This window comes from Luteibacter sp. P4_D7_3, from assembly GCF_056401735.1.
Window position 1 is genome coordinate 1 of the sequence record NZ_JBFUIT010000128.1, and the last position, 10,540, is coordinate 10,540.

The window sequence follows — 10,540 nt, forward strand, 5'->3', positions numbered from 1 at the left end:
ATCCTCGTCTGCCTTGCCCTTGCCCGTGTCCTTGACGAAGTGGAAGAGCGGATTGTTCGCTGCTCCCGCGACAGCGAGGAAGGAGCCGTGGCATCCCGGTGCCAGACCCGCGACGAGCGCACCGGCGCTCTCGAGGTTGCGCGGCGTGCTGTCGCCGATCACCACGAACGATGCCGGCTCGGGGCAGGTTGCCGCGATCGTGCCGTCGTCCAGGAGTAGCCGGCGAAGGCGTCCCCCGATGGCCGTCATGCCCTGGTGGCCGTGCAGGGTGAGCATGCCCGGCGCGACCGGCCACGTCGGCCACTCGCCCTCGGCATAGGCGGCATAGGTCTCCGCAGGCTTGGTCGGCGATCGGACACCGTGGCGCATCAGCACGATGTCGATCTGCGTGGTTTCGGCAGACGGCGCGTGGGCGGCGCATGCCGTCGCCGCGGCGAGTGAGAAGAGCAGTGCGAGCGCGCGTCTCATAGTTTCACCGACAGGTCGAGGAAGATGCCGCGGYCAGGCAGGCCGAAGTAGAGCGGATCGCCACTCACCGCCTGCGTCCCTGCGTAGCCGGTGAGCTTGTGCACGTTGAACAGGTTATTGACGTCGACGCTGATCGAGTAGCCCTTGGTGCCTGCCGGGCCCTTGTCCGTCCGGTAGCCTGCCGCGGCGTCGACGCTGAAGTAGCCGGCGATGCGCTGGTCATTGGCGAACTGGATATTACCGGCGTCATCGGTCGTGTTGTCCAGTCCATACTGGTGGCCAAGGAACTTGCCCATCAGCGAACCGAAGTAGCCATTGGTGTTGCTGTAGAGCAGACCCAGGGCTGCCGTGACCTTGGGCGTACCGGCGACCTGCACGCTGCTGCCTTTGTAGGTCGCCTTGTTGTAGCTGGCGTTGCCGTAAAGGCTCAAGGCACGCGTAAGGGCGAAGGTGGCTTCCATTTCGGCACCCTTGTAGATGGCGCCGCCACCATTGATGAAGGTGTCCTCGTTGCCGTTGTCGGTTGTGACCTGGGTTTCCGTGATGAAGTTGGAGAAGTTGATGTAGTAGACATCAGCGCCGAAGGTGAGCTTGCTTGACGCATAAGCCGTGCCGAGCTGGTAGTTCTTCGTCTTCTCCGGTTGCAGGCTGTGCGAGCCGTTGACCTGGATCACATCGATCGGCGGCGCAAGGAAGCCCTCCGCCGCCTGCGCATAAGCACTCCACGAGTCGCTGAGGCGATCATGCACGCTGATCGATGGCAGGGCGGCGTGGTAAGTGGCTTCGGCGCTGAGCGGCACCGGCGGTGACACCTTGTTCAGCGGCGCGTCGATGCTTCGCGTCACCTCGGAGTAGCGCACGCCCGGGCTCACGGTGATGGCGTCGGTCACCTTCCAGTCGTACTGAAGATAAGGCTGCACCGTGTCCGTGCGATCGTCGAGAAGGTAGTTGTCGACAGGGCCATACTTGGTGCCCGTCTTCGCACCGGTCGTCAGGTCGACTGGATACTGGTACCGCGCATCCAGGCTGCGCTCCAGCCAGATACCCGTGAGCAGCGTGCCGTCACCCAGGTCGCGACCGAGGCGAAGTACGTTGCCGAAGGCATGGAAGCCGGAATCGGCGAGCTTGCCCGGCAGGTCGGTCTTCGATGTCGCGACCTTCTTGCCTTTCGCGTCGTAGAAGGTGACACCGTTGTCGGCGGGATCGATGTCCGAAGCGTCGGCGGTCTTGCGCGCCCAGTGATCGAAGGTATTGAGGTACAGCTTATCGTCGACATCCCAGCCGGCCACCTGGCTGGCCAGCCCGACATAGGTGAAACTGGAATAGTAGGCCGCGTTATTGGCGCCTTTGTAGTTCTGCACGGTCGGATCGTTACCGAGCCCGAAGCGCCACCCGTCACGGTCGATCTCCTCCTTCGTCGCGCCCTGCACGGTGTTCTGGTGTTCGCGGTTGTAGCTGGTGACGAAGGTGAGGCTGGTCACGTCGCCCAGCTGGCTGATCGTCTTGATGAAGACATGGTCGCGCTTGTCGTCGGTGCCTTTGAGGTAGGTGTCGCTCGACTCCTTGGAAATGTCCGCGAACACCCGCGTGTTGCCCACCGTTTCATCCGCGGTCACGCCACCGGCGCGCGTGTTCCAGCTCCCCAACGTGAGGTACGGCGTGATACCCGGCTCGTCCGAAGGATCGCGTGAACGCAGTGCCACCGTGCCGCCGAACGTCGCATTGCCGAGCGTGCTTCCGCCGCCCGGACCGCGGTCGATTTCCGCCTGGCCGAGTACGTGGTTGTTGAAGTATGCCGAGGTGGTGTGGTGCAGGTCGCTGGCGTCGCCGAAGGGGATGCCATCGAAGGTGATATTGAACTGGCCATCCTGGAATCCGCGGATGCTGATGCCTTCATTCTTGCCCAGACCCGGACCTTCCGGCGAGGTGACCGTCACGCTCGGGGCGTACTTGATGATGTCGTCAAAATTGGCATTGAAGCGCAGTCCGTCGCGGATGAATCGCTCGTCGATCACCGAGGTAGGCTGGGTAGCGTCGAGCGGCGCAGCGCTCGGTGCAAGGGTATCCACGGCATTGGCGTGAACGCTGATCGGTGCGAGCTTCTGCGCCTCGTCACGGGTGTCGATCGCGGGGAGTGCCGCTGCTGCCGGCGCCGGGCCGGCTCCGACGTTTCCCGGCACGATGGTCACCGTGGTCGGGGTGACGAAGCGGTACGTCATGCCGGTACCTGCCAGCAGCGCGGACAGCTGCTCGGCGGCCGGCACGCCGCCGGGAGCGGTGTGACTGCGCAAGCCGTCGGGAACCTCGGCGCCGTAGACGACCTGCCAGCCCGCTTCGTGCGCGAATCGATCGAGCGCCTGTGCCAGTGGCATGGCGTCGATGGGCTGCGTGGCCGCCAACGCCGCCGTGGGTACGAAGGGGGTGCCCGCGATAGCGAGGGCGATGCAAAGGGCGAGCGAATTGCGCATGGCGTCACATACCTTGGATGGAGGGTCACTGAGGACAGTCATCGCTGTCCGACCCCATCTAAGAGTCCCGCCGCGCGCCACCGGGTACCCGTCATTCGATGAATTTTTTCTTACAGTCGCCTGACGCCGTGCGCGGTGACAAAGCGAATGCGGTCTGCGTTCCTTTCCACATGCACCTGGGGCAGGCTGCCGATATAGGCGATAAAGGCATCGGGGTCGCGCGCATGGAACACGCCACTGATGCGTTTCTGTCCCAGCTCGGCGTCGTCCACGATCAGCGGGCGCGTTGAATAGGCGTTGAAACGACGGGCGACCTCGGCCACCGTCGCGTCATGAAAGCGGATCTCGTCGGGTAGCCATTGCGTTGCCGTTGCCACGTTTGCCGGACCGTGTCCGGCAAGATGGCCATCCCCGTCCACACGGGCCGTCTCGCCGCCGTGGAGGTCCACGATGCGATTCCGTGGCGTGGACGTACCCGTCAGGCGAGTACGGATCCGCGCGATCCACGGCGACGGCAGGTTCCACACGGATACCTGTCCACTGACGACCGTCACCTGCGCCGCGCCGTCGTTGCGCTGCACGTCGAACACGGTACCGATGTCGTCGATCTGCTGGCGACCCACGGTGACCTTCATGGGTCGGGCGGGATCCTTGCCGATATCGAACGAGGCGCTGCCGTGCAACAGCTCGATGTGGCGTGCATCCGCACCGAAGCTGACCACCATGGCGCTCTGTGGCGAGAGCTGGACGACCGTGTCGTCGTCGAGGGTGACTTCGCGGACATCGATGCCGGCGGCGTACCGGATACCCGGTTCGGCGGGCGAAGGCCATGCGGCGGTAAGGCCGCCTCCGAGCAGAAGGACGACTGCCGCCGCTGCCGCCCAGTTCACGGCACCCGCGCGACGCTGTCGCGGGCGGGGATCGCCGATGAATCGGCTCCTACCAGGAGCCTCTGCCGCCGCTTGCGGTAGGAGCCGATTCATCGGCGAAGGCTGCTCGCGAGCAACGCCCCGGCCCACACCTCCACGTAGCGCAACCACCGAGCTCTCACTCGCCGCAAGCGCGCGCAACTCCTCGACCGTCATCCCCTCCGCTGCCAGGGCGGCGCGCATATCCCCATGCATCTGCGCCATCGCCATGTACTCCGCCACGTGTTGCGGCGAGCGGCGTAGCCAGCCCATGAACTGCGCCTGCGTGCGCGCGTCCGGCGACTCCTGCATGTCGAGGTACCAGGTGGCCGCTTCCTCGGTGAGGCGCCGGTCATTCATAACGTGCCATCCCTTGCCGGCATGCAGCCAGTCCCTTGACGATGTACTTCTTCACCATGTTCGGCGAGATCGAAAGTTGTTCGCCGATCTCCCGATACGAGAGATCGTCGCGGTAGTGCATCACCAGCACGGCGCGGCACTTGGGGGACAGGCGGCCGATCAGCGTGGCCAGGCGCTGGCGACGCAGCGCGCGATCGACATCGGCCCCCGCGCGGCAAGGCGTGGCGAGGCGCTCGATCACCTCTTCGAGGCCCTCGCTGCTGATCGGAGCGCGCTGCTGCATCTGCGCGTGCTCCTTCACCAGGTTGGCGGCAACGGTGAACAGATAGGCTTCGGGATTTCGCACCGTGCCGGCACTCGCGTCGCCCGACCGGAGCAGCCGAAGGTAGACCTCCTGCACGAGGTCCTGCGCGTCCCAGCGATGCGAGACACGACGAAGAAAATAGTTGGCGAGGGTGGGACCCTTGTCGGCCAGCAGCCGCGCCCAGCTTTGCGGCGTCTCGGCAGACACGTCGGCTCCAGGGTGATGCCGACAGGCTAGGGACCGAATGTTTCAGCTTTACGTCAGGGCCGCCCGGGAGTCGGGCAGCCCTGACGGACAACCATGGCGGAAGGGATCAGCTACCGGCCGCGCACTTGTCGTTCTCGCACGCGAAGTCGATCTCCGCGCCCTTGCCGACGGTAAGGGTGATCTTGTTGCGCGTGTCCACCACCTTGCCGTCTTTCTCGAGGGTGACGGTATAGGTGCCCATGGGGATCGGCGCGATCTTGTAGCGGCCACTGTCGCTGATGGTCGCGTGGCGCTGCGCGCCGGTATCGCTCCTGGCGGTGACGACGCCACCGGCCGGACCCTGGCCGAACATGCTGGCCGTGGTGCCCTGGGCATGCGTGGGTACGGTGGCGGTGGCGAACAGGGTCACGGCGGCGCCCAGCAGGAACGTACGATAGCCGATGCTCTTCATGGAACTCCTTTCTTTCGGACGGTGGGTAGACCCTTGAGGTTTTATTTGAAACCGCGCGCGCAAGAAAGCGCGCCTGATGGCAAGACTATGTTGCCCTGGCGGAATCAATGGATGATCACGTCAATGACATGCAGCGTCAACGCCGGGCGGCGGCAATGTATGCCAGACTTCCGGCACTTGCCCGGCCCCGGTCGGGCGCGTTCGTGAACCTGCCTCGAGGAACGATACGTGAAGAAACTCATCAACGATCCCCTGCACGTCGTCAGCGAAATGATCGAGGGCCTCGTCCTCGCCGATGACCGACTCACCCGCATCGCTGGCGAAAACGTCGTGCTTCGTCGGGACTACGCACAGCATGCCGCCTCGGGGAAGGTGGCCCTCATTTCAGGCGGCGGCGCTGGTCACGAGCCGGCTCATGCGGGCTATATCGGCCAGGGCATGCTCACCGCGGCCGTGGTGGGTGAAGTCTTCACCTCGCCCAGCGTCGACGCCGTACTCGCGGCGATTCTCGCCGTCGCCGGCCCGGGCGGCGTCCTGCTCATCGTCAAGAATTACACCGGCGACCGGCTCAACTTTGGCCTGGCGGCCGAGCTCGCGCGCGCCACCGGCGTCACGGTCGACCTGGTCGTGGTCGCTGACGATGTCGCGCTGGATACCGGCGACGGCGCGGTCGGTGCTCGTGGTATCGCCGGCACGGTCCTCGTGCACAAGGTGGCAGGAGCCGCTGCGGAAGCCGGTCTTTCGCTGGCCGAGGTGAAGCAGGAGGCGCAGGCCGCGATCGATGCCGTCTTCACCATGGGCCTGGGGCTGGGCGCGTGTATCGTGCCTGCCGCCGGCACGCCGGGCTTCGAACTTTCCGATACCGAAGTGGAATACGGCCTCGGCATCCACGGCGAGCGAGGCGCCAAGCGCGGCCCGATCGCCAAGGCCGATGCGATGCTCGATACCTTGCTCGACCGGTTGCTGGAGCGCAGCAAGCTTCGGGCAAACGAACGTGTCGCGCTGCTCGTCAACAACCTCGGCGGCACGGCCGTGCAGGAACTGGGTATCGTCGCCCGTCACGCACTCAAGCGGCTGGCTGCGGCGAACATCGAGGTTGCCATGGTGCAGGTCGGCACCTTCCTGACAGCACTGGAGATGCCCGGCTGTTCGCTCAGCCTGATGCGGCTGGACGAACAACGTCGCGACCGCCTGCTTGCGCCCGCGACAGCGGGTGCCTGGAGCGCCCCGACCCATCCGGTGACTGAGGCCTCCAGCGTCGAGGCACGCACGGCCAAGCAGGCCGCATTGTCCGCGGGACCCGCCTGGAAGCAAGCCGGGCGTTCGGCGAGCTTCACGGCCGCGCTCCGTGCCATCACCGCTGCCTTGCAGAAGGCGGAGCACGAACTGACCGAACTGGATGCCGTCGTGGGCGATGGCGACATCGGCCTCAGTCTGGCGCGCGGTGCGCGAGGCATCGACGCGGCGGTTCCCGAACTCGACAAGGACCATCCGGCCGCGGCCTTGCAGGCGATTGCCTCGATCCTGCGTCGTGAACTGGGCGGCACCTCCGGTCCGCTGTATGCCGCCTTCATCGTGCGCGGTGCGAGCCATCTCGCCGAGCGCGACGAGGCGGATTCGCCGGAAGCCTGGGCCGCGGCCTTCCGCGCGGGCATCGACGGTGTGCAGACGTTGGGCGGCGGCAAGGCGGGGGATCGCACCATGCTCGACGCGCTGATCCCTGCCGCGGACGCGCTGGATGCCGCCATCGCACGTGGCGACGCCCCGCCGGCGATCTTGCAGGCGGCGATCGATGCGGCGCATGCCGGTGTCGAGGCAACCAAAAAGATGCGACCGCGACTGGGCCGTTCGTCCTATCTGGGCGAGCGCACGCTGGGCCACGCGGATCCCGGCGCCTTCGCCGTGGCGCTGTGGCTCGAGTCGATCGGCTCGGCTTCCTGAGGAGCGCCATCCATGACGTCCCAACCCGTCATCGTCCAGCCTACCGGCCAGGGGGAGTTCCAGGTGCGGGTGAGCGCACAGGGTCCTTCGTTCTTCGTCGATGAGCCGCTGGCCATGGGCGGCCTCGCCTCGGGGCCGACGCCGTACGACCTGCTGAGCGCCGCTCTGGGCGCCTGCACGGCGATGACGCTCGGCCTGTATGCGCGGCGCAAGGGTCTCGCCTTGACCGACGTGCAGGTGGCGGTCACGCATCGCCGTGATGCGATCACTGGTCGTGACACGTTTGAGCGAGCGCTCTATATCGAAGGCTCGCTCGACGAAGCGCAGGAAGCGCGCCTGCTCGCCATGGCGGATCGCTGCCCGGTGGGCAAGACATTGAGCGCCGGTGCGGACATCGTCACGCGTCTTGCGCCGAAGACCGAGCCGGTGACTCCCAACCGCCCCTGCGACCAGACGCATCCCGGTGCGATGGCGCAGGCGTGCGATGAAATGGACGCCTGAGGCGTCCTATCGGTCGCCTTCCTTGATCAACCGGGTGAGCAGGTCGATCTGGGCCTGCTGTTGGGCGAGGAGTTGCATGACCTGCTCGTTGCGAAGCGCATCCAGCTTCTCGTGCAAGGCCAGGATCTCCACCTCGGCCTTCAGGTTCACTTCGTAATCGTACGCGGCCATCTCGCGATCCTTCGCGGACTGGCGGTTCTGGCTCATCATGATGACCGGCGCCTGGAACGCGGCGAGCATGGACAGCATCAGGTTGAGGAAGATATAGGGGTACGGATCGACGGCAGTCCGGCCAAGCAGCAGGCTGTTCAAGATCACCCACGCGACCAGGATGGCCACGAAGATAATGATGAAGGTCCATGAGCCGCCGAACGCCGCGACCTTGTCGGCGAGCCGCTGACCATAGGTGCTCTTGGCGTCCAGGCGCTGGTTGATATCTTCGGTGACCGTCACCCGGCGGGTGGCCCGCTCGAGCACGCGCCTTGCGGTCTGGTTGAGCTTGGCGCCTTCCGTGCCGAACCAGCGTGCGGACGAGGTCAGGTAATCGAATGGCGGTAGGTGACTCATGAGCTTGCTCCGGGCGATAGGTGATGTCACGGCAATGCGCTGAAATTACCCTCCTGGCTCCGCAATGTCTTGTCTGTTGGCATGGGCTCGGACGAGAATGACCGCTTTACATCCTTCCGTGGAAAGGAGCCCTTCGTGGCTACCGTCGTTGCGCAACCCGTCGTCGCCACGCTTACGCGGTCGGCCATCTTCCTTGTCCTCAAGGTCAATCCCGGTAACAGCGCCGAAGAGGCAGTGCGCTCGCTCTGCGGCGATCTCGCCGGCCTGCTGCGGGCCGTGGGTTTTCGCGACCTCGACGGCCGGCTGACGTGCGTGATGGGTTTCGGCTCGGAGGCCTGGGATCGCCTTTTCGCCGGACCGCGCCCGGCCGAGCTCCACACGTTCAAGGAAATCAACGGCGTGCACCGCGCGGTATCGACGCCCGGCGACATCCTCCTGCACATCCGCGCGACGCGTGAGGACCTCTGTTTCGAGCTTGCCGCGCAGATCATGTCGCGCCTTGGCGACGCGGTCGCCACGCTCGACGAGGTGCACGGTTTCAAGTACTTCGACGACCGCGACCTGATCGGCTTCGTCGACGGCACGGAGAATCCGCAGGACGCCGATGCCATCGAGGCCGCGGTAATTGGTGACGAAGATGCCGCTTTCCTTGGCGGTAGCTACGTCATCGTGCAGAAGTACCTGCATGACCTGAAGCGCTGGAACGCCGTGCCTGTCGAGGCCCAGGAACGCATCATCGGCCGGCAGAAACAGACCAACATCGAACTGGACGACGCGGTGAAGCCGTCCTACGCGCACAACGTGCTCACCTCCATCGTGGAAGACGGCGTCGAGCTCGACATCGTGCGCGATAACATGCCGTTCGGCGAGGTARGGAAGGGCGAGTTCGGCACCTATTTCATCGGCTACGCCCGTTCACCGGCGCGCACGGAACAGATGCTCACCAACATGTTCGTCGGCAAGCCACCCGGCAACTACGACCGGTTGCTCGACTTCAGCACGGCAGTGACCGGTAGCCTGTTCTTCGTGCCCTCGGCGACGTTCCTCGACGGCATCCCGGACGCACCGGCGGCACAGGCTAGCCGCCAGAACGATGCGAACGGACAAGACAGCACCCCACGCGCATCGGATGGTTCACTCGGTATCGGTTCGCTAAAGACGGAGAACACGCATGAATAACCTGTTTCGCGAACTCGCACCCATCAGCGGCGGTGCCTGGGAACAGATCGAAGACGAAGCCAAGCGCACGCTGAAGGAATACATGGCGGCACGGCGTATCGTCGATGTCGTCGGGCCGAAGGGCTACGACTATCCCGGCGTCGGTACGGGGCACACGCGCAGCATCGAGACACCGAACGACGGCATCCAGGCGCGGCAGCGCCAGGTGGCGGCAATGGTGGAGCTGCGTGTGCCGTTCGTCCTTTCGCGACAGGATCTGGACGATGTGGCGCGCGGCTCCAACGATCCGGATCTTCAGCCGCTGAAGGATGCCGCCAAGCAACTGGCCTTCGCGGAAGATCGCGCTGTTTTTGACGGTTACGCCGCGGCGGGCATCGCCGGCATCCGCAACACGACCAGCAACAAGGCGATCGCGCTGCCGGCCGACCTCACGGCGTATCCGGTAGCGGTCGCGCAGGCCCTGAACGAACTACGCCTTGCGGGCGTGAACGGTCCCTACAAGCTGGCCATCGGTGCCAAGGCGTATGCGGATCTCAACGGGGCAACCGACGAAGGCTACCCCGTGTTTCGTGAGCTGCACGCCATGCTCAATGGCGGCATCGTCTGGGCACCGGCGATCGAGGGTGGCGTACTCACCACGGCCCGCGGAGGCGACTTTGAGCTGCACCTGGGTCAGGACGTCTCGATCGGTTACGACTCGCACGACGCGAAGGACGTTCGCCTGTATCTGCAGGAGACTTTTACGTTCCTGTCGCTGACCACCGAAGCATCGGTAAGTCTCACCGCCTAGGCTTTCTGCAACGTGGCCATCAAGGCGAGCAACGCCTTGGCGGTCACGGTCGACGATCCCGGGTTCTGCCCGGTGATCAGGTGGCCGTCGGTGATGGTGAAGGGTTGCCAGTTGGCGACCTTCTCGAACTTGCCACCGAGACGGATCAGCTCGTCTTCGACCAGGAAGGGCACCACCTTGGTGAGTCCCACCTCTTCTTCCTCTTCGTTGGTGAATCCCGTCACCCGTTTGCCCTTGACGATCGGCTCGCCCTTGTACTTCACGTGGTGCAGGACACCGGGTGCATGGCAAACGGTGGCGACGGGTTTATCGGCGTTGTAGAAGGCTTCGATCAGGGCGATCGACGCAGGGTCTTCGGCGAGATCCCACATCGGGCCATGACCGCCGGGATAGAAG

10 protein-coding genes and 1 pseudogene are annotated in these 10,540 nt (G+C 65.0%); 4 read left to right on the forward strand and 7 right to left on the reverse strand.

Features of this window, described 5'->3' with window-relative positions; translation table 11 throughout:
- The 5 genes and pseudogenes from AC1DSN_RS12480 to AC1DSN_RS12500 all read right to left on the reverse strand — a co-directional run.
- Window positions 1-468, reverse strand: a pseudogene (locus AC1DSN_RS12480) (histidine-type phosphatase); the annotation flags it as partial.
- Window positions 465-2,936 carry a TonB-dependent receptor gene (locus AC1DSN_RS12485; RefSeq protein ID WP_477330930.1) on the reverse strand — a complete coding sequence of 824 codons (2,472 nt, stop codon included), beginning with the start codon at window positions 2,934-2,936 and terminating at the stop codon, window positions 465-467. The gene AC1DSN_RS12485 and the pseudogene AC1DSN_RS12480, both read right to left, overlap by 4 nt.
- Window positions 2,937-3,046: 110 nt before the next feature.
- Window positions 3,047-4,204: a FecR family protein gene (locus tag AC1DSN_RS12490; protein ID WP_477295108.1), complete on the reverse strand. Its 1,158-nt coding sequence runs from the start codon at window positions 4,202-4,204 to the stop codon at window positions 3,047-3,049.
- Window positions 4,197-4,715, reverse strand: a complete 519-nt coding sequence (locus AC1DSN_RS12495) for an RNA polymerase sigma factor (protein WP_213947599.1) — start codon at window positions 4,713-4,715, stop codon at window positions 4,197-4,199. The genes AC1DSN_RS12490 and AC1DSN_RS12495 overlap by 8 nt, the downstream gene beginning before the upstream one ends.
- 106 nt (window positions 4,716-4,821) lie before the next feature.
- Window positions 4,822-5,166 carry a carboxypeptidase-like regulatory domain-containing protein gene (locus tag AC1DSN_RS12500; protein ID WP_082879130.1) on the reverse strand — a complete coding sequence of 115 codons (345 nt, stop codon included), beginning with the start codon at window positions 5,164-5,166 and terminating at the stop codon, window positions 4,822-4,824.
- Between the two features lie 228 nt (window positions 5,167-5,394).
- Here AC1DSN_RS12500 and dhaL point away from each other — a divergent pair, with 228 nt between their 5' ends.
- The gene (dhaL, locus tag AC1DSN_RS12505) at window positions 5,395-7,107 is read left to right on the forward strand and encodes a dihydroxyacetone kinase subunit DhaL (protein ID WP_477295111.1); all 1,713 of its coding nucleotides are present in this window, start codon (window positions 5,395-5,397) and stop codon (window positions 7,105-7,107) included.
- Between the two features lie 12 nt (window positions 7,108-7,119).
- Window positions 7,120-7,608: an OsmC family protein gene (locus tag AC1DSN_RS12510; protein ID WP_477295113.1), complete on the forward strand. Its 489-nt coding sequence runs from the start codon at window positions 7,120-7,122 to the stop codon at window positions 7,606-7,608.
- 6 nt (window positions 7,609-7,614) lie between these two features.
- Here the strand turns inward: AC1DSN_RS12510 and AC1DSN_RS12515 are convergent, their stop codons facing one another.
- On the reverse strand, window positions 7,615-8,175 hold the full coding sequence (locus AC1DSN_RS12515) for a DUF1003 domain-containing protein (RefSeq protein ID WP_063572465.1): 561 nt from the start codon (window positions 8,173-8,175) through the stop codon (window positions 7,615-7,617).
- Window positions 8,176-8,310: 135 nt separating this feature from the next.
- Here AC1DSN_RS12515 and AC1DSN_RS12520 point away from each other — a divergent pair, with 135 nt between their 5' ends.
- Together AC1DSN_RS12520 and AC1DSN_RS12525 are read left to right on the forward strand one after the other, a co-directional pair.
- Complete coding sequence (locus tag AC1DSN_RS12520) at window positions 8,311-9,354, forward strand: Dyp-type peroxidase (protein ID WP_477330932.1); 1,044 nt, start codon at window positions 8,311-8,313, stop codon at window positions 9,352-9,354.
- A complete protein-coding gene (locus AC1DSN_RS12525) occupies window positions 9,347-10,144 on the forward strand; it encodes a family 1 encapsulin nanocompartment shell protein (protein WP_213947595.1) in 798 nt (265 codons plus the stop codon). Before AC1DSN_RS12520 ends, AC1DSN_RS12525 begins: the two co-directional genes overlap by 8 nt.
- On the opposite strand, the gene AC1DSN_RS12530 is transcribed toward AC1DSN_RS12525, so the two are convergent.
- On the reverse strand, window positions 10,141-10,540 hold a 400-nt coding region (locus AC1DSN_RS12530), incomplete at its 5' end, for a type 1 glutamine amidotransferase domain-containing protein (protein WP_477330934.1). The genes AC1DSN_RS12525 and AC1DSN_RS12530 overlap by 4 nt on opposite strands.

Coding starts and splice junctions, on each gene's coding strand:
- AC1DSN_RS12490 (WP_477295108.1), bottom strand. CDS start 4,204: ATGAATGACCGGCGCCTCACCGAGGAAGCGGCCACCTGGTACCTCGAC.
- AC1DSN_RS12500 (WP_082879130.1), bottom strand. CDS start 5,166: ATGAAGAGCATCGGCTATCGTACGTTCCTGCTGGGCGCCGCCGTGACC.
- AC1DSN_RS12510 (WP_477295113.1), top strand. CDS start 7,120: ATGACGTCCCAACCCGTCATCGTCCAGCCTACCGGCCAGGGGGAGTTC.
- AC1DSN_RS12515 (WP_063572465.1), bottom strand. CDS start 8,175: ATGAGTCACCTACCGCCATTCGATTACCTGACCTCGTCCGCACGCTGG.
- AC1DSN_RS12525 (WP_213947595.1), top strand. CDS start 9,347: ATGAATAACCTGTTTCGCGAACTCGCACCCATCAGCGGCGGTGCCTGG.